The sequence below is a fragment of the Planococcus sp. ANT_H30 genome, from assembly GCF_008369335.1.
In the GTDB taxonomy this organism is placed as follows: Bacteria; Bacillota; Bacilli; order Bacillales_A; family Planococcaceae; genus Planococcus; species Planococcus kocurii.
In genome coordinates this window covers 36,812-54,817 of record NZ_VOBJ01000013.1, presented here as the reverse complement: position 1 = coordinate 54,817, position 18,006 = coordinate 36,812, and the positions used below count along the sequence as shown (strand labels likewise).

The following is an 18,006-nucleotide window of genomic DNA, read 5'->3' as shown; positions in this document are numbered from 1 at the left end:
ACATGCAGCAAGCTCTCAAGAGAAGATCCTCATCGGCTGAAAGGGATCCGAGCCGCTGCCGCATCGAAATGCCTCTCCGAGTGCTGAGTCGAATCAAGTAGACCAGACGTTTTGCCTGCGTTATAGGCTTTCGAGAGAAAAGGACGAGCTGTTCTTTTAATCAGAGTGGAACCGCGCAACTAAGCGTCTCTGTCATGTATATGACAGGGGCGCTTTTTATTTTGGATCAGAAAGGAAGCGAGACAAATGTTTAAGTTATTGAAAGATGATGTGGATGTCATTTTTGAACAAGACCCGGCGGCGCGTAATTATTGGGAAGTTATGTTAACTTATTCCGGTCTCCATGCTATTTGGGCACATCGATTAGCACATTTCTTTTTTAAGAATAAATTGTTTTTTATTGCCCGTGTGATCTCGCAAATTAGCCGCTTTTTTACAGGCATCGAAATTCATCCAGGTGCCGTTATTGGCCGCAGGTTTTTTATTGACCATGGTATGGGTGTTGTTATTGGAGAAACTTGTGAAATCGGTGATAATGTTACTTTGTATCAAGGTGTCACATTAGGTGGTACAGGTAAAGAACGTGGTAAACGTCATCCGACATTAGAAGATAATGTTTTAGTTGCGACAGGCGCCAAAGTGTTAGGTTCTATTATTATTGGTGCTAATTCCAAAGTTGGAGCCGGATCGGTCGTTTTAAAAAATGTTCCGATGAATTCTACGGTAGTCGGAATTCCAGGCAAAGTGGTCATTCAAAATGGTATGAAAGTAAAACAAGATTTAAACCATCAACATATGCCAGACCCTGTTATGGATAAATGTGATGGGATGGAAGCAAAAATTGCTAAATTGCAACAGGAAATCGAACAACTAAAACAAGTAACACAGGAAGAAGGGCGTCGTTTATGACAATCCAAATTTTTAATTCATTATCCAGACAAAAAGAAACCTTTATTCCATTAGAAGAGGGTAAAGTGAAAATGTATGTCTGCGGACCGACTGTTTATAATTATATTCACATTGGTAACGCGCGTCCGGTCATCGTTTATGACACCGTTCGTCGTCATTTAGAATACCGCGGTTATGACGTGAAGTATGTATCCAATTTTACAGATATAGACGACAAATTAATCAAAGCAGCAAATGAACTGGGTCAGGAAGTTCCTGAAATTGCAGAGCGTTTCATCGCTGCTTATTTTGAAGATACACAGGCACTGGGGTGTGCAGAAGCAGATGTTCATCCGCGAGTAACCGATCACATGGTGCAAATTATTGAGTTTATCGAGGCATTGATTGAAAAAGGCTATGCTTATGAGTCTCAAGGCGACGTTTACTATAGAACGCGCAAATTTGAAGGTTATGGCAAGTTGTCTCATCAATCAGTTGATGAGTTGAAGATTGGTGCTCGTATTGAAACAGGGGATAAAAAAGAAGATGAGCTAGATTTCGTGCTATGGAAAGCGGCCAAACCAAAAGAAATTTCATGGGATAGCCCATGGGGGAAAGGTCGTCCAGGTTGGCATATCGAATGTTCTGTGATGGCACGCGAACATTTGGGTGATACGATTGATATTCACGCAGGTGGACAAGATTTAACGTTCCCGCATCACGAAAATGAAATTGCTCAATCTGAAGCGTTCACTGGCAAGCCATTTGCGCGTTATTGGATGCACAACGGGTATATCAATATTGATAATGAAAAAATGTCGAAGTCGCTGAATAATTTTGTGTTGGTAACCGATATATTAAAAGAGATGGACCCACAAGTGCTACGTTTCTTTATGTTGTCGGTTCATTACCGTCACCCAATCAACTACTCGCAGCAATTAGTAGAAGATGCAGTTGCTGGACTAGAGCGACTGCGTACAGCTTATGCTAACTTAAATCACCGATTGAGTGTGTCTGCTGACCTCGGCGACCATTCAGATAGTTGGATTAACAAAATCGACACGATTAAAGCGGCGTTTATTGAAACAATGGATGATGACTTTAATACAGCAAATGCGATTTCTAGTCTTTTCGACTTATCTCGCTTATCCAATACGTATTTATTGGAAAAACAAACAGCAACAACGGTTTTGGAAACATTCCTCGCAGTGTTTGATGAGTTGGCTGGTGTTTTAGGCTTACCGTTCAGTCAGAAAAAAGAACTGCTAGACGAAGAAGTAGAAGCTTTGATGATCGAACGCATTGAAGCGCGTAAAAATCGTGACTTTGCACGGGCAGATGAAATCCGTGATTTATTCAAAGCAAAAAATATCATTTTAGAAGATACAGCGCAAGGGACACGCTGGAAACGAGGGCAATAAATTGACTATTTTACGAAAAAACGATGTAGATCAACTCAATGCACTTGCACTTGCCTATATGGGAGATGCGGTTTATGAGCAAGCAGTACGTGAGCATTTATTGCGCTCTGGCCGTTCAAAACCGAATATTTTGCATCGCCAATCAACTACTTTCGTTTCTGCTAAAGCGCAAGCAGTGGTGTTAAAGCGGCTGACAGAAGAAGGGTTTTTAACAGAAGCCGAATTGGCGATCATGAGAAGAGGACGCAACGCCAAGTCTGGGTCCGTACCAAAAAATACCGATGTACAAACTTATAATTTCAGTACCGCTTTTGAAGCGGTACTGGGCTGGTTGTATTTAAAAGAAGAACAAGCGCGTGTGGACGAAATCATTTCCTATGCGATTGAGATCATTGAAGAGCTGGGAGGCGGATTGAAATGACTGAAGAAGAGTTGGCACCGGAAATAATTGGCGGTAAGAACCCCGTACTCGAAGCGTTACGAGCAGACCGGGATATTAATAAAATCTGGATTGCTGAAGGTGTCCAGAAAAAAGGCATTACTGAATTATTGCAGTTGGCAAAAGACAGAGGCGTCATTGTCCAGTCAGTTCCAAAGAAAAAAATTGACGGTTTGACGGATACTAATCATCAAGGAATCGCAGCAGCAGTAGCTGCTTATAATTACGCAAGTCTGGATGATTTGTTTGACGCAGCTTCGGCAAAGAGTGAAGATCCATTTTTCTTGATCTTAGATGAGCTAGAAGATCCGCATAATTTAGGGTCTATCATGAGAACAGCGGATGCAATTGGCGTTCATGGTTTGATTATTCCAAAGCGTCGTGCAGTTGGTTTGACTGGGGTTGTGGCAAAAGCTTCAACGGGCGCGATTGAGCATGTGCCAGTCGTGCGCATTAATAACTTGTCACAAACTGTAGATGAACTAAAAAAGCGGGGGGTATGGATTGCCGGTACTGATGCAAAAGAGTCGGTTGATTACCGAAAAATGGATGCATCTTTGCCACTAGCCGTTATTATTGGCAGCGAAGGCAAAGGCATGAGTCGGATTTTGCGTGAAAAATGTGATTTTCTTTATCAATTGCCTATGGTAGGTCATGTCACGTCGCTTAATGCGTCAGTAGCAGCAAGCTTGTTGATGTACGAAGTTTATAGAAAGCGCAATCCATTGGATTAATGCCATGAATATTCTGCTGGTTGATGGATACAATATCATTGGAGACTGGGTCGAACTGCAGGAACTGAAAAAAGATAAATTGGCGAATGCCAGAGATCGTCTTATTGAGCGGATGGCTGAATACCGGAGCTATAAGGGATGGCGTGTTATCATCGTTTTTGACGCTCATCTTGTTCCGGGAATTGAAGCCAAAAATCTGCACCACGATGTTGAAGTCATTTACACAAAAGAAAGCGAAACGGCAGATGAACGGATCGAAAAATTGGCGACAAGCTTGCATACTCGCCGCGACCAAGTTTATGTAGCGACTTCGGATTTAACGGAGCAATGGGTTATTTTTGGTAAAGGAGCTCTACGAATTTCAGCAAGAGAACTAGAAATTGAAATGACTGAAATACAGGAGAACATCACTAAAAAAGTAAAAGAAATCCAGGAGCAGCGCGGGATTTCAAAAATACCGCTGTCTGGAGAAGTAGCGGAAATTTTCGAAAAATGGCGAAGAGGCTTGAAATGAACGGTTGACGCTCATTTTTTTCTTCCTGTATACTGAAGATATCGAGGCTCACGCAATCGGAGGGATCACCCGTGGAAAATCATGATCAAGTTCAGCCCCAACGATTCACCGGTATGACAGATGAGGAACTTGTCAGTTTAGTCCACAGTGGAAATACGGAAGCACTGGATTTTTTGATTACAAAGTTCCGTCCTTTTGTTCGAATGAAAGCCCGCTCGTATTTTCTGATCGGCGCTGACAAAGAAGACATTATTCAAGAAGGCATGATTGGTTTATACAAGGCGATTCGGGATTTTAAAAGTGATAAATTATCTTCGTTTCGTGCATTTGCGGAATTATGTATTATTCGTCAAATCATCACCGCTATTAAAACAGCAACTCGACAGAAGCATATTCCGTTAAATTCGTATATCTCGTTGGACAAGCCAATTTACGATGAAGAGTCTGACCGGACTTTAATGGATGTACTGACGGGCAATGGCGTAGACGATCCGGAAGATTTGGTCATTCATAACGAAGAGTTTCAGTATATGGAAGAAAAAATGGGAGAAGTACTAAGTGAACTGGAACGTGAAGTGTTAGCCCTTTATTTAGATGGTCAATCTTATCAAGAAATTTCAGAAAAGCTTGAACGCCATGTAAAATCAATTGATAACGCATTGCAGCGAGTCAAGAGAAAACTTGAGCGTCACTTACAGATCAATGAGATGCCAAGCTCCTGAAGTGCGGTTGACAGGGCTGTTTTAAGGTGATAACCTTGAAAAAGCTTTAAATATAAATAAGGTGATACTGTGGTCAAAAAAATTGTATTAAGCTGCTCAAAATGTGCATCTCGTAATTATACGGTTCCTGCGAAAGCAGAAGCTAGCACACGTTTGGAACTCAAAAAATTCTGTGCTCATTGCAATGAGCATACCGTGCATAAACAAACGATATGAATTTAACTGAATGCCGGGCGATATAGAGTGATTTTGAAATTCGGAGGTTTTTAAAATAATGGGTAACATTAGCGGTTTCTTTAAAAATGTCGTTTCGGAAATGCGGAAAGTAAGCTGGCCGAAACGAAAAGAACTAACTCGTTATACAATCGTTGTTCTTTCTACTTGTATTTTTATGGCTCTCTTTTTCACAATAGTCGATGCAGGCATCTCGGAATTATTCCGTTGGTTCGTAGCATTATAAGTTGTTCGATAAGAATAACGCATAAAAAATAGCCCGTCATTCTATGAGAACGGGTTTTTTCATTTGGTTAAAAAGGAGGGATGGACGTTTAGTCCGCACGATTATGGAAAAAAATTGGTATGTAGTCCACACGTATTCCGGGTATGAAAACAAAGTTAAAGCAAATTTAGAAAAGCGTGTCGAAACAATGGGTATGGAAGATCTGATCTTTCGCGTCATCATTCCCGAAGAACAAGAAACAGATTTTAAAGATGGTAAAAAGCGTACAGTAATGCGTAAGACCTTCCCAGGATATGTTTTGGTTGAATTGATCATGACAGATGAGTCTTGGTATGTCGTTCGAAATACACCAGGTGTTACTGGATTTATCGGTTCATCAGGTGGAGGAGCAAAACCAACGCCGTTATTAGATGAAGAAGTTGAATTTATCTTGAAACAAATGGGCATGACAGAACGCAAAGTGGACATTGACTTTGCGGTTGCGGATACAGTTGAAGTAATGGAAGGGCCATTTGCTAATTTCCAAGGAAAAGTCGAGGAAATTGATGATACAAAAGGCAAAGTAAAAGTAGCGATTGACATCTTCGGTCGCGAAACCAAAATGGAACTGGATTTCGAGCAAGTTCAAAAAGTATAAAAGTCCCTTGCTATTCTGAATTATTAATGGTATTATTTCAAAGGTCAGACTGTCATAGGACACTCTGTACAATTTAGCTAATTCTATCAACATCGTTGACAGACAGATATTGAGTGGGAGGGGCAACCCTATTACCACATCACGGACTTAAGGAGGTGTGTTTCGTGGCTAAAAAAGTTGTTAAAGTTGTAAAATTGCAGATACCTGCAGCAAAAGCTAATCCAGCGCCACCAGTTGGTCCAGCATTGGGTCAAGCAGGTGTTAACATCATGGGATTCTGTAAAGAGTTTAACGCGCGTACGGCAGATCAAGCAGGACTGATCATTCCAGTTGAGATTTCAGTATTTGAAGATCGTTCATTTACATTCATTACGAAAACTCCGCCCGCAGCTGTTCTATTAAAAGTAGCAGCCGGTATTGAATCAGGTTCAGGCGAACCGAACCGCAATAAAGTAGCGACTGTGAAACGCGACAAAGTTCGCGAAATAGCAGAAACTAAAATGCCAGATCTAAATGCTGCTTCAGTAGAAGCTGCAATGTTGATGGTTGAAGGTACTGCTCGCAGTATGGGCATTACAATCGAAGACTAATTCTAGTAGTTGTTTTTGGATGGGTTGCGCAGTTCATCATGAACCGCGCAGCCTTTAATCGTGGGAGGTTCATTCCGTTATACCACAACAAGGAGGACGTTTAAAATGGCTAAAACAGGCAAAAAATTGCAAGACGCACAAAAATTAATCGACCGTTCAAAACAATACGAAGCAAAAGAAGCAATCGAACTTGCGAAAAAAGCAAGCACGGTAAACTTTGACGCTACAGTGGAAGTGGCTTTCCGTCTAGGAATCGACACGCGTAAGAACGATCAGCAAATCCGTGGGGCAGTAGTACTTCCAAACGGAACTGGTAAAACTCAAAGCGTATTGGTTTTTGCTAAAGGCGAAAAACTTAAAGAAGCTGAAGCAGCTGGTGCTGATTTCGTAGGCGACGCTGAATATATCCAAAAAATCCAACAAGGATGGTTTGAATTCGACGTGATCGTTGCAACTCCTGACATGATGGGTGAAGTTGGTAAACTTGGACGCGTTTTAGGACCAAAAGGCTTAATGCCAAACCCTAAAACAGGTACAGTTACTTTTGACGTAACGAAAGCTGTTCAAGAAATCAAAGCGGGTAAAGTGGAATACCGTGCAGACAAAACAGGTATTATCCATGCGCCAATCGGGAAAGTTTCTTTTGATGACAGCAAACTTGCTGAAAACTTAGAAGCGATCTATGACGTAGTATTAAAAGCGAAGCCATCTTCTGCTAAAGGTACGTACATCAAATCATTAAACGTTACTACTACAATGGGGCCTGCTGTTAAAGTGGATCCATCTAAAGTAGTTGCTAAATAATATATTGACATCGTATTTCTGCTCTGCTATACTAGCGGAGTTGTGAAATACCCATTTGTACCGCAGACAGTAGGGGCGCTAGTCGCTTAATTTATCCCTGCCGAGGACATGATGAATTCAGTAAACATCTTTTTGATGCTGATTTTATGCCTCTGTGTCTGTAATGGACCAGAGGCTTTTCTTATGGACGGTATAAATGAAAAATCTATAGGAGGTGCCAAAATGAGCAAAGCAGTTGAAACGAAAAAAGTTGTCGTGCAAACAATCGCTGATAAATTCAATGCTGCAGCGTCAGTTGTAGTTGTTGATTACCGTGGATTGAACGTTGCACAATTAACAGAACTTCGTAAACAGCTTCGTGAAGCAGGCGTTGAGTTTAAAGTTTACAAAAACTCAATGACTCGTCGTGCGACTGAAATGCACGGACTTGAAGCAATCAACGAACACTTTACAGGACCAAACGCAATTGCATTTTCTAACGAAGATGTAGTAGCACCAGCAAGAATCATCAATAACTTCGCTAAAGCGAATGAAGCGCTTGAAATCAAAGCGGGCGTTATTGAAGGTGTAGTCGCATCTGCTGACGATATGAAAGCATTGGCAGAACTTCCATCACGTGATGGCTTACTATCTATGCTACTCAGCGTACTACAAGCTCCAATCCGCAACTTTGCAGCTACAACAAAAGCAGTTGCAGATCAAAAAGAAGAACAAGGCGCTTAATAAGTTAGCCGGCTAAGCAAGACAAAAAATATTACCTATCAATAGGAGGAAACTATAATGACACAAGAACAAATCTTAGACGCAATCAAAGAAATGACAGTTCTTCAACTAAACGACCTAGTAAAAGCAATCGAAGAAGAGTTCGGCGTAACTGCTGCTGCTCCTGTTGCTGCTGCTGGTGCTGGCGCTGCTGCTGAAGAAGAACAAACTGAATTTGACGTTATTCTTACTTCTGCAGGCGATTCAAAAATCAAAGTAATCAAAGCAGTACGCGAAATCACTGGTCTTGGTCTTAAAGAAGCGAAAGCACTTGTAGACGAAGCTCCTAAAGCAATCAAAGAAGGCGTATCTAAAGAAGACGCTGAAGAAATGAAGGGCAAACTTGAAGAAGTTGGCGCTTCAGTAGAAGTTAAGTAATTTCATGAATTCATAAAAAAGAAAGGAAAGCTCGTCAGTGTATACCGACGGGCTTTTCTTCTTTTTAAATTTATTTGCAGGGCGGACATTGTCCGTAATAAGGTGAATGCAAGGAGGACGTTATATGTCTCAACATTATTATTCTAAAAATCCTCAAATAAAAAGCAATCCTCGAGAGTGGACAGATGTGTTACGCGGCGAAAAATTCCGATTCCAAACCGATACAGGAGTTTTCAGTAAAAGTGAAGTCGATTTTGGTTCGCGTTTATTAATCGAGACATTCAGAGAAGCTGATATTGATGGACCTATGCTGGATGTGGGTTGTGGTTACGGGCCGATCGGGATGGCAATCGCAAAAGCATTTCCTCAAAAACAAGTTCATATGATAGATGTGAATACACGAGCTATTGAACTAGCGAAAACAAATGTTGAAAAAAATGAGATCTCCAATGTCCAGATTTATGAAAGTGACGGATTAGCTGCGGTTGAAATTGATGATTTCTCAGCTATCCTAACAAATCCGCCAATTAGGGCTGGAAAAGAAACTATTTTCCGTTTTTATGAAGAAGCAGCTGCAAAGTTAATGGATGGTGGATCATTGTGGGTAGTTATTCAGAAAAAGCAGGGTGCTCCTTCTACACAAGTGAAATTAGAAGAACTTTTCGGAGAAGTAAGAGTGGTTGATAAGAAGAAAGGTTACTTTATTTTTGAAGCCAGAAAAATTTGACTTGACAAAACGCCTGTGTTATTATAATGAAATGCAAAATTTATTATTTTGAGGTCGTTTGCCCTTTTTCGGGCTTGGCATGGCGACAGAGCTAATCACGTGTAAACCGAAAATGAGCTATTTTAGCCTCGTTTTCTTTTTGTCTTTTCGATATCATACACTATTTTGTAGAAATCGCAAAGACCTATAATCGTTTTATTGAGGGGTGAATAAGTTGGTAGGTCAACTAGTTCAGTACGGTCAACATCGTCAACGCAGAAGTTTTTCGAGAATCAGTGAAGTGCTGGATCTTCCGAACTTGATCGAAATTCAATCATCATCTTATGAATGGTTTCTCGAAGAAGGGCTTCGCGAAATGTTCCGAGATATTTCACCGATTGAAGATTTCACAGGGAATCTATCACTCGAGTTTGTTGATTACAGTCTCGCGGAACCGAAGTATCCAGTCGATGAATCGAAAGAGCGCGACGTTACTTACGCAGCACCTTTGCGTGTTAAAGTGCGTCTGCACAACAAAGAAACAGATGAAGTAAAAGAGCAGGATGTCTTCATGGGAGATTTCCCATTAATGACAGAAACGGGTACTTTCGTCATCAATGGCGCAGAACGCGTTATCGTTTCCCAGTTAGTTCGTTCGCCAAGTGTTTATTTCCACGACAAGACAGATAAAAATGGTAAAAAAGGCTTTGGAGCAACTGTTATACCTAACCGTGGAGCATGGTTGGAGTACGAAACAGATGCGAAAGATGTCGTGTATGTCAGAATTGATCGTACACGTAAATTGCCAGTAACAGTTCTTTTAAGAGCTCTTGGATTTGGATCAGACCAAGAAATCATTGATTTGCTTGGAGATAACGAATTCCTTCAAAACACACTTGAAAAAGATAATACAGAGAGCACAGAAAAGGCGCTTCTTGAAATTTATGAACGCTTGCGCCCTGGTGAGCCACCAACGGTTGAAAGTGCGAAGAGCTTACTATATTCACGCTTTTTCGATCCAAAACGCTATGACTTAGCAAATGTTGGTCGCTACAAAATGAACAAAAAGCTCCATATTAAAAACCGTCTTTTCAACCAAACAATTGCCGAAACATTGGCAGATCCTGAAACAGGTGAAATTTTAGTTGAAGCAGGGACATTAATTGATCGTCGTGTACTGGATCGTTTAATTCCAAACTTAGAAAACGGTGTTGGTTTCCATACGGTTTCTCAAGTAGGTGGCGTTCTAGAAGGTGAAGTTACTTTACAGTCGATTAAAATTTATGCGCCGAACAACGAAGATCAAAAAGAAATCACTGTGATTAGTAATGCTTATATAGAAGATAAGATTAAAAATGTAACGCCAGCGGATATTATTTCTTCTATTAGTTACTTCTTTAACCTTCTTTACGGTGTTGGAAACACAGATGACATTGATCATCTTGGTAACCGCCGTTTGCGTTCAGTAGGTGAGCTTTTACAAAACCAATTCCGTATTGGTTTGTCTCGTATGGAGCGCGTCGTACGTGAGCGTATGTCGATTAACGATACACAAGCCATCGTACCTCAGCAATTGATCAATATCCGCCCGGTTATTGCATCAATTAAAGAGTTCTTCGGTAGTTCTCAGCTTTCTCAGTTTATGGATCAAACGAATCCACTTGCTGAATTGACACACAAACGCCGTCTATCGGCTCTTGGGCCCGGTGGTTTAACGCGTGAACGTGCAGGTTTTGAAGTGCGTGACGTTCACTATTCACATTATGGCCGTATGTGTCCAATTGAAACCCCTGAGGGCCCGAACATTGGATTGATCAATACACTTTCAACATTTGCGAAAGTGAATAAGTTCGGTTTCATTGAAACTCCTTATCGTCGTGTAGATGGTGAAACTGGCTTAGTTACACAGCATATTGATTACTTGACTGCGGATGAAGAAGATAACTATGTAGTCGCTCAAGCCAACTCGAAATTAAATGACGATGGATCATTTGTTGAAGAAGGCATTGTGGCACGTTTCCGCGGGGAAAACACAATTTACAAACGCGGCAGCATTGACTATATGGATGTTTCTCCGAAGCAGGTCGTTTCCGTAGCAACAGCTTGTATTCCGTTCCTAGAAAACGATGACTCCAACCGAGCATTAATGGGAGCGAACATGCAACGTCAAGCAGTTCCTTTGTTAAATCCGGAAGCTCCTTTTGTAGGAACTGGAATGGAACATTTGGCTGCACGTGATTCTGGTGCAGCTGTGGTGGCAAAAAATGACGGTATTGTAGAGTTTGTGGAAGCAAAAGAAATTTCAGTTCGCCGCATCGAAGTTGTGGATGGCAATGAAGTTAAGGGTGACTTGGATGTCTACAGATTGCAGAAATTCGTTCGTTCGAACCAAGGGACAAGTTATAACCAACGCCCAATCGTTAAAGTTGGAGACCGTATTTCTAAACGTGATATTCTAGCCGATGGACCTTCAATGGAGCGCGGAGAGATGGCATTGGGAAGAAACGTACTGGTAGCCTTCATGACGTGGGACGGCTTTAACTACGAAGATGCGATCATCATGAGTGAACGTTTAGTGAAAGACGATGTTTACACATCTGTCCACATAGAAGAGTACGAATCTGATTCACGTGATACAAAACTTGGACCAGAAGAAATTACGCGCGATATTCCGAACGTAGGGGAAGACGCATTACGTAACTTGGATGACCGTGGAATTATCCGTGTCGGAGCTGAAGTAAAAGATGGAGATATTCTAGTTGGTAAAGTAACACCTAAAGGCGTTACTGAATTAACTGCTGAAGAACGTCTTCTTCATGCTATTTTTGGTGAAAAAGCACGCGAAGTTCGCGATACATCGTTGCGAGTTCCTCACGGTGCTGGCGGTATTGTATTAGACGTTAAAATCTTCAACCGTGAAGATGGAGATGAGTTACCACCGGGTGTTAATCAGCTAGTCCGCGCATACATCGTTCAGAAACGTAAAATTTCTGTGGGTGATAAAATGGCCGGTCGTCACGGAAACAAAGGTGTTATTTCAAGGATTTTACCTGAAGAAGATATGCCATTCATGCCTGATGGCACGCCAGTCGACATTATGTTGAACCCACTGGGTGTACCGTCTCGTATGAATATCGGTCAGGTGCTTGAATTGCATCTTGGAATGGCTTCTCGTTCACTTGGAATTCATATGGCTTCATCTGTATTTGATGGAGCGAATGAAGAAGATGTGTTGGAAACAATGGAAGAGTCAGGTATGCCACTTGATGGTAAGACGATTCTCTATGATGGCCGTTCTGGGGAAGCGTTCGATAACCGTGTGTCTGTAGGGATCATGTACATGATCAAACTTGCTCACATGGTTGACGATAAATTGCATGCCCGTTCAACTGGACCTTACTCATTGGTTACTCAACAACCACTGGGTGGTAAAGCACAATTCGGTGGACAGCGTTTTGGTGAGATGGAAGTATGGGCACTAGAAGCATATGGTGCTGCACATACATTACAAGAAATCTTAACAGTCAAGTCGGATGATGTTGTAGGTCGTGTGAAAACGTATGAAGCAATTGTTAAGGGCGAAAGTGTACCGGAACCAAGTGTACCGGAATCATTTAAAGTTCTAATCAAAGAGCTTCAAAGTTTAGGTATGGACGTTAAGATGTTGACGATTGATGATGAAGAAATTGAATTACGCGATTTGGATGAAGAAGAAGATCTTCAGCCTGCGGATTCATTAAATATCCTACCAATCGCAGATAAAGAAGCACCGGTTGGAACAATTGATTAATAACGATTGGATTCGAACGGCTGTAACCGGCCGTTCTCCATTTATTCGCTTAGCCATTACCGAGGAAGAGCCGTACAGAAACTCGAGACAAAAGGGAGGTAGGCTCCTTGATAGATGTTAATAATTTTGAGTATATGAAGATCGGATTAGCGTCACCCGATAAAATTCGCTCATGGTCTTATGGAGAAGTCAAAAAGCCAGAAACAATCAATTACCGTACACTAAAACCTGAAAAAGATGGTTTGTTCTGCGAACGTATTTTCGGTCCTACGAAGGATTGGGAATGTCATTGTGGTAAATACAAACGTGTTCGTTATAAAGGTGTTGTCTGTGATCGTTGTGGCGTTGAAGTTACACGTTCAAAAGTTCGCCGCGAGCGCATGGGGCATATTGAATTAGCTGCTCCAGTTTCACATATTTGGTATTTCAAAGGAATTCCGAGCCGCATGGGACTTATCTTAGATATGTCACCGCGTTCACTTGAAGAAGTAATTTACTTTGCTTCTTATGTAGTAATCGATCCTGCAGATACACCACTTGAAAAGAAACAGCTTTTATCTGAAAAAGAATACCGCGCTTACCGTGATAAGTTTGGCAAGAAATTCCAAGCGGCTATGGGAGCAGAAGCAATCAAACGTCTGTTACAAGAAATTGACCTTGAGCGCGAAACGGATTCTTTAAAAGAAGAGTTAAAAACGGCACAAGGTCAACGTCGTACTCGTGCGATTAAACGTCTTGAAGTCGTTGAGTCATTCCGTAACTCAGGAAACAACCCTGATTGGATGATTTTAGATGTGCTTCCTGTTATTCCACCTGAACTTCGTCCGATGGTTCAATTAGATGGAGGCCGCTTTGCGACTTCCGATTTAAATGACCTTTATCGTCGTGTAATCAACCGGAACAACCGTTTGAAACGTCTTTTGGATCTTGGTGCACCAAGCATTATCGTTCAAAACGAAAAACGCATGCTTCAAGAAGCTGTTGATGCATTAATTGATAATGGTCGTCGTGGCCGTCCGGTTACTGGACCTGGTAACCGTCCATTGAAATCTCTTTCTCATATGTTAAAAGGTAAACAAGGACGCTTCCGTCAAAACCTTCTTGGTAAACGAGTAGATTATTCAGGCCGTTCAGTAATCGTAGTTGGACCTAACTTGAAAATGTACCAATGTGGTTTGCCAAAAGGAATGGCAATTGAATTGTTTAAACCTTTTGTGATGAAGGAATTGGTTGAACGTGGATTGGCTCATAACATTAAGAGCGCAAAACGTAAAATCGAACGTCTTCATTCTGAAGTTTGGGATGTACTGGAAGATGTTATCAAGGAGCATCCGGTTCTATTGAACCGAGCACCAACTCTTCACAGACTAGGTATTCAGGCATTTGAACCAACGTTAGTTGAAGGAAAAGCAATTCGCCTTCACCCGCTTGTATGTACTGCATACAATGCCGATTTCGACGGTGACCAAATGGCTGTTCACGTACCTTTATCATCTGAAGCACAAGCGGAAGCAAGACTACTAATGCTTGCAGCCCAAAACATTTTGAATCCAAAAGACGGAAAACCTGTTGTAACACCATCTCAGGATATGGTTTTAGGAAACTATTACTTAACACTTGAGCGTAAAGGTGCTACAGGAGAAGGCGCTACTTTCTCAGGACCTGAAGAAGTCATGATCGCTTATCAAACAGGCCATGTGCATTTGCATACACGTATTGCGATTCAAGCTGGAGCTGTTAACAACCCGACGTTCACAGAAGAACAAAACAAAATGCTTTTATTGACATCTGTTGGTAAAATTATTTTCAATGAAATTCTGCCGAAGTCATTCCCATATATCAATGAACCGACTGACTTTAACTTGCAGGTGGAAACGCCAGCGAAATACTTTGTTGCTACAACAACGGATATTCGCAAGCATATTGAAGAAGCCGAACTTGTAACGCCATTTAAAAAGAAAATTCTCGGAGAAATTATTGCTGAAGTATTTAAACGTTTCCATATTACGGAAACTTCAAAAATGCTAGATCGCATGAAGAGTCTTGGATTTAAGTATTCGACACAAGCCGGCATTACTGTTGGTGTGTCAGATATTGTAGTTCTTCCAGACAAGGGAGAAATTTTAATTAGCGCACAAGAAAATGTAGACAAAGTAATGAAACAATTCCGTCGTGGATTGATTACAGAAGAAGAACGCTATGCACGTGTCATTTCGTATTGGAGTAATGCAAAAGATATCATTCAGGGCAAACTGATGGCATCTCTTGATAACTTAAACCCAATCTTTATGATGAGTGATTCCGGAGCTCGTGGTAATGCTTCCAACTTTACACAGCTTGCTGGTATGCGCGGATTGATGGCCAACCCGGCTGGGCGTATTATCGAACTTCCGATCAAATCATCCTTCCGTGAAGGATTGACAGTACTTGAATATTTCATCTCAACTCACGGTGCTCGTAAAGGTCTTGCCGATACAGCACTTAAAACAGCAGATTCTGGTTACTTAACTCGTCGTTTAGTAGATGTTGCACAAGATGCAATTGTTCGCGAAAATGACTGTGGAACTGATAGAGGCTTGTTGGTAGGGGCGTTAATGGAAGGCACAGAAGTGATTGAAGAGCTGCACGAGCGTATCGTTGGTCGTCATGCTAAGAAAACAATTCGTCATCCGGAAACTAAAGAGATTATTGTAGCGAAAGATGAACTGATCACACAAGACTTGACTCGTCTCATTCTTGAGGCAGGCATTAAAGAAGTGACAATTCGTTCTGCGTTTACATGTAACACAAAACACGGTATTTGTAAGAAATGTTACGGAACGAACTTGGCAACTGGAGACGAAGTTGAAGTGGGCGAAGCAGTTGGTATTATTGCGGCTCAATCAATCGGAGAACCAGGAACTCAGCTTACGATGCGTACATTCCATACAGGCGGTGTTGCAGGAGACGATATTACACAAGGTCTTCCGCGTATCCAAGAAATATTTGAATCGCGTAATCCGAAAGGTCAAGCCGTTATTTCTGAAATTACAGGTACCGTTACTGAAATTGACGAAATTCGCGAAGGCCAAAAAGAAGTAACGATTCAAGGTGACGTTGAAACGCGTAAATACTTAGCACCTTATAATGCTCGTATCAAAGTTCAAGTAGACGATGCTATTGTTCGAGGCGAAGTATTGACAGATGGTTCAATTGATCCGAAACAATTGCTACAAGTAAAAGACGTTCAAGCTGTTCAAGTTTATCTATTGAAAGAAGTTCAAAAAGTATACCGTATGCAGGGTGTTGAAATCGGCGATAAGCACGTAGAAGTTATGGTTCGTCAAATGTTCCGTAAAGTTCGCGTAATTGAAGCCGGTGATACTGAATTGCTACCAGGTTCACTTTTGGATATTCATCAATTTACTGAAGCTAATGTTAAAGCGGTTCTAGAAGGTAACTTACCAGCGACAAGCCGTCCCGTAATTCTAGGGATTACAAAAGCTTCTCTTGAAACAGAATCATTCTTATCAGCCGCATCTTTCCAAGAAACGACTCGCGTCTTAACAGATGCAGCGATTAAAGGGAAACGTGATGAGCTTCTAGGATTGAAAGAGAACGTTATTATCGGTAAACTTGTTCCAGCTGGAACAGGAATGCAGCGTTACCGTCAAATCAGAATTGCTCAAAGCGAAAAAGCGGCGAAGCAAGAAAGTGTCGGTACAGAGTCATAAAATGAATGTATTAGATTCCGGGGAGGTTCTAAATAATCTCCTCGGGATTTTTTAAGAATTCAGTTGACAGCATTAGCATAGAATGATAATATGTTAAGGGTTGATGGTTAACGGTCTAACGCTTTGGAGGATATGTGAATGTCTAATGAAAAAGTAAAACAGACAAGTGAAATAATCATCGGTACAAAGCAGACAGTAAAAGCAATAAAAAGCGGTATTGTCCAAGAGATAATAGTGGCAAAAGACGCAGACGATCGAATGACCGAACAGATTATCCAACTAGCTTTAGAAAAAGGTATTCGGGTCGGATTTGCAGATTCACGATTGAAGCTTGGCAAAGCATATGGCATTAATGTCGGTGCAGCTGCTGTGGCGATTACTGGATAACAGTTTTTGTGTAAATCACAAAGACTTTGTTTTTTACCCAAAAATGAACCACCTGGATATGTGGTATTAGAACACCTTTTGAGAGGAGGAAAAAATCGATGCCTACAATTAACCAATTAGTTAACAAGCCTCGTAAACCGAAGACTACTAAATCGGGTTCACCAGCGCTAAACAAAGGGTATAACAGCTTCAAAAAGGCTCAAACTAACGTGACATCACCACAGAAACGTGGAGTATGTACTCGTGTTGGTACAATGACACCGAAAAAACCAAACTCCGCATTGCGTAAATATGCGCGTGTACGTTTGACAAACCAAATTGAGGTTAATGCTTACATCCCTGGAGAAGGTCACAACCTTCAAGAGCACAGTGTAGTTCTTCTTCGCGGCGGACGCGTAAAAGATTTACCGGGTGTACGTTACCATATCGTACGTGGAGCACTTGATACAGCTGGAGTAAACGGCCGTATGCAAAGCCGTTCTAAATACGGAACTAAACGTCCTAAAGTAAAAAAATAATATCTTAAATTAACGAAGAGAATTCGTTGAAAGGAGGAACATACATGCCTCGTAAAGGTCCTGTAGCAAAACGTGATGTGTTGCCAGATCCAATTTATAATTCAAAATTGGTGACACGCTTAATTAATAAAATGATGGTTGACGGAAAAAGAGGTACTTCACAAAAAATCTTATACGGAGCGTTTGAGTTAGTTAAAGAACGCAGCGGTAAAGATCCAATTGAAGTATACGAACAAGCTTTGGCTAACGTTATGCCAGTTCTTGAAGTACGCGCTCGCCGTGTTGGTGGTGCAAACTACCAGGTGCCGGTTGAAGTTCGTCCAGAACGTCGTTCAACTCTAGGTCTTCGCTACCTTGTAAACTATTCACGTCTTCGTGGAGAGAAAACAATGGAAGAGCGTTTGGCTAATGAAATTTTAGATGCTGCTAACAACACTGGTGCAGCTGTTAAGAAACGCGAAGATATTCATAAAATGGCGGAAGCAAATAAAGCATTTGCTCACTATCGCTGGTAATTTCTTTCGAGATGTTTACATCTTAATC

19 protein-coding genes and 2 other annotated features (1 of these 21 running past the window's edge) are annotated in these 18,006 nt (G+C 41.3%); all 19 genes read left to right on the top strand.

Annotated features, from left to right (window positions below; translation table 11 throughout):
- Window positions 1–194: a binding site (T-box leader), on the top strand (it extends 24 nt beyond the left edge of the window).
- 52 nt (window positions 195–246) lie between these two features.
- The 19 genes from epsC to rpsG all read left to right on the top strand — a co-directional run bounded on the left by epsC (window position 247) and on the right by rpsG (window position 17,978).
- Complete coding sequence (gene epsC, locus FQ085_RS17450) at window positions 247–909, top strand: serine O-acetyltransferase EpsC (RefSeq protein WP_058386752.1); 663 nt, start codon at window positions 247–249, stop codon at window positions 907–909.
- Window positions 906–2,309: a cysteine--tRNA ligase gene (gene cysS, locus FQ085_RS17445; protein WP_149457259.1), complete on the top strand. Its 1,404-nt coding sequence runs from the start codon at window positions 906–908 to the stop codon at window positions 2,307–2,309. Before epsC ends, cysS begins: the two co-directional genes overlap by 4 nt.
- A 1-nt stretch (window position 2,310) precedes the next feature.
- A complete protein-coding gene (locus FQ085_RS17440) occupies window positions 2,311–2,730 on the top strand; it encodes a Mini-ribonuclease 3 (protein WP_058386750.1) in 420 nt (139 codons plus the stop codon).
- Complete coding sequence (rlmB, locus tag FQ085_RS17435; protein WP_058386749.1) at window positions 2,727–3,482, top strand: 23S rRNA (guanosine(2251)-2'-O)-methyltransferase RlmB; 756 nt, start codon at window positions 2,727–2,729, stop codon at window positions 3,480–3,482. The genes FQ085_RS17440 and rlmB overlap by 4 nt, the downstream gene beginning before the upstream one ends.
- 4 nt (window positions 3,483–3,486) lie before the next feature.
- Complete coding sequence (locus FQ085_RS17430; RefSeq protein WP_058386748.1) at window positions 3,487–3,996, top strand: NYN domain-containing protein; 510 nt, start codon at window positions 3,487–3,489, stop codon at window positions 3,994–3,996.
- 71 nt (window positions 3,997–4,067) lie between these two features.
- Window positions 4,068–4,718 carry an RNA polymerase sporulation sigma factor SigH gene (gene sigH / locus FQ085_RS17425; protein ID WP_058386747.1) on the top strand — a complete coding sequence of 217 codons (651 nt, stop codon included), beginning with the start codon at window positions 4,068–4,070 and terminating at the stop codon, window positions 4,716–4,718.
- Between the two features lie 69 nt (window positions 4,719–4,787).
- Window positions 4,788–4,934, top strand: coding sequence for a 50S ribosomal protein L33 (gene rpmG / locus FQ085_RS17420; protein WP_078080010.1), 147 nt, complete (start codon window positions 4,788–4,790; stop codon window positions 4,932–4,934).
- A 58-nt stretch (window positions 4,935–4,992) separates the two neighbouring features.
- Window positions 4,993–5,178 (top strand): preprotein translocase subunit SecE, encoded by a 186-nt coding sequence (secE, locus tag FQ085_RS17415; RefSeq protein WP_058386746.1) that lies wholly within the window; start codon window positions 4,993–4,995, stop codon window positions 5,176–5,178.
- 103 nt (window positions 5,179–5,281) lie between these two features.
- Window positions 5,282–5,815: a transcription termination/antitermination protein NusG gene (gene nusG, locus FQ085_RS17410; RefSeq protein ID WP_058386745.1), complete on the top strand. Its 534-nt coding sequence runs from the start codon at window positions 5,282–5,284 to the stop codon at window positions 5,813–5,815.
- A 164-nt stretch (window positions 5,816–5,979) separates the two neighbouring features.
- Complete coding sequence (gene rplK, locus FQ085_RS17405) at window positions 5,980–6,405, top strand: 50S ribosomal protein L11 (RefSeq protein WP_006828906.1); 426 nt, start codon at window positions 5,980–5,982, stop codon at window positions 6,403–6,405.
- 105 nt (window positions 6,406–6,510) lie between these two features.
- On the top strand, window positions 6,511–7,209 hold the full coding sequence (rplA, locus tag FQ085_RS17400) for a 50S ribosomal protein L1 (protein ID WP_149457258.1): 699 nt from the start codon (window positions 6,511–6,513) through the stop codon (window positions 7,207–7,209).
- Between the two features lie 42 nt (window positions 7,210–7,251).
- Window positions 7,252–7,400: a sequence feature (ribosomal protein L10 leader region), on the top strand.
- Window positions 7,401–7,431: 31 nt separating this feature from the next.
- Entirely contained in the window at window positions 7,432–7,932 is a 501-nt protein-coding gene (rplJ, locus tag FQ085_RS17395; RefSeq protein WP_058386743.1) for a 50S ribosomal protein L10, read from the top strand.
- Between the two features lie 57 nt (window positions 7,933–7,989).
- Entirely contained in the window at window positions 7,990–8,349 is a 360-nt protein-coding gene (gene rplL / locus FQ085_RS17390; RefSeq protein ID WP_058386742.1) for a 50S ribosomal protein L7/L12, read from the top strand.
- 124 nt (window positions 8,350–8,473) lie between these two features.
- A complete protein-coding gene (locus tag FQ085_RS17385; protein ID WP_149457257.1) occupies window positions 8,474–9,076 on the top strand; it encodes a class I SAM-dependent methyltransferase in 603 nt (200 codons plus the stop codon).
- A 214-nt stretch (window positions 9,077–9,290) separates the two neighbouring features.
- Window positions 9,291–12,845 (top strand): DNA-directed RNA polymerase subunit beta, encoded by a 3,555-nt coding sequence (gene rpoB, locus FQ085_RS17380; RefSeq protein ID WP_058386740.1) that lies wholly within the window; start codon window positions 9,291–9,293, stop codon window positions 12,843–12,845.
- Window positions 12,846–12,952: 107 nt separating this feature from the next.
- Window positions 12,953–16,558 (top strand): DNA-directed RNA polymerase subunit beta', encoded by a 3,606-nt coding sequence (gene rpoC / locus FQ085_RS17375; protein ID WP_058386739.1) that lies wholly within the window; start codon window positions 12,953–12,955, stop codon window positions 16,556–16,558.
- Between the two features lie 138 nt (window positions 16,559–16,696).
- Window positions 16,697–16,945 carry a ribosomal L7Ae/L30e/S12e/Gadd45 family protein gene (locus tag FQ085_RS17370; RefSeq protein WP_149457256.1) on the top strand — a complete coding sequence of 83 codons (249 nt, stop codon included), beginning with the start codon at window positions 16,697–16,699 and terminating at the stop codon, window positions 16,943–16,945.
- Between the two features lie 98 nt (window positions 16,946–17,043).
- Window positions 17,044–17,463: a 30S ribosomal protein S12 gene (gene rpsL / locus FQ085_RS17365; RefSeq protein WP_058386737.1), complete on the top strand. Its 420-nt coding sequence runs from the start codon at window positions 17,044–17,046 to the stop codon at window positions 17,461–17,463.
- 44 nt (window positions 17,464–17,507) lie between these two features.
- Complete coding sequence (rpsG, locus tag FQ085_RS17360) at window positions 17,508–17,978, top strand: 30S ribosomal protein S7 (RefSeq protein WP_058386736.1); 471 nt, start codon at window positions 17,508–17,510, stop codon at window positions 17,976–17,978.
- Window positions 17,979–18,006 lie beyond the last annotated feature (28 nt).

Excerpts from the sequence above, each read along its gene's own strand:
- cysS (WP_149457259.1), top strand. The coding sequence starts at position 906 with ATGACAATCCAAATTTTTAATTCATTATCCAGACAAAAAGAAACCTTT.
- epsC (WP_058386752.1), top strand. The coding sequence starts at position 247 with ATGTTTAAGTTATTGAAAGATGATGTGGATGTCATTTTTGAACAAGAC.
- rplL (WP_058386742.1), top strand. The coding sequence starts at position 7,990 with ATGACACAAGAACAAATCTTAGACGCAATCAAAGAAATGACAGTTCTT.
- rplA (WP_149457258.1), top strand. The coding sequence starts at position 6,511 with ATGGCTAAAACAGGCAAAAAATTGCAAGACGCACAAAAATTAATCGAC.
- rlmB (WP_058386749.1), top strand. The coding sequence starts at position 2,727 with ATGACTGAAGAAGAGTTGGCACCGGAAATAATTGGCGGTAAGAACCCC.
- rpsL (WP_058386737.1), top strand. The coding sequence starts at position 17,044 with ATGCCTACAATTAACCAATTAGTTAACAAGCCTCGTAAACCGAAGACT.
- secE (WP_058386746.1), top strand. The coding sequence starts at position 4,993 with ATGGGTAACATTAGCGGTTTCTTTAAAAATGTCGTTTCGGAAATGCGG.
- FQ085_RS17430 (WP_058386748.1), top strand. The coding sequence starts at position 3,487 with ATGAATATTCTGCTGGTTGATGGATACAATATCATTGGAGACTGGGTC.
- FQ085_RS17370 (WP_149457256.1), top strand. The coding sequence starts at position 16,697 with ATGTCTAATGAAAAAGTAAAACAGACAAGTGAAATAATCATCGGTACA.
- rplJ (WP_058386743.1), top strand. The coding sequence starts at position 7,432 with ATGAGCAAAGCAGTTGAAACGAAAAAAGTTGTCGTGCAAACAATCGCT.
- rpsG (WP_058386736.1), top strand. The coding sequence starts at position 17,508 with ATGCCTCGTAAAGGTCCTGTAGCAAAACGTGATGTGTTGCCAGATCCA.
- FQ085_RS17385 (WP_149457257.1), top strand. The coding sequence starts at position 8,474 with ATGTCTCAACATTATTATTCTAAAAATCCTCAAATAAAAAGCAATCCT.
- nusG (WP_058386745.1), top strand. The coding sequence starts at position 5,282 with ATGGAAAAAAATTGGTATGTAGTCCACACGTATTCCGGGTATGAAAAC.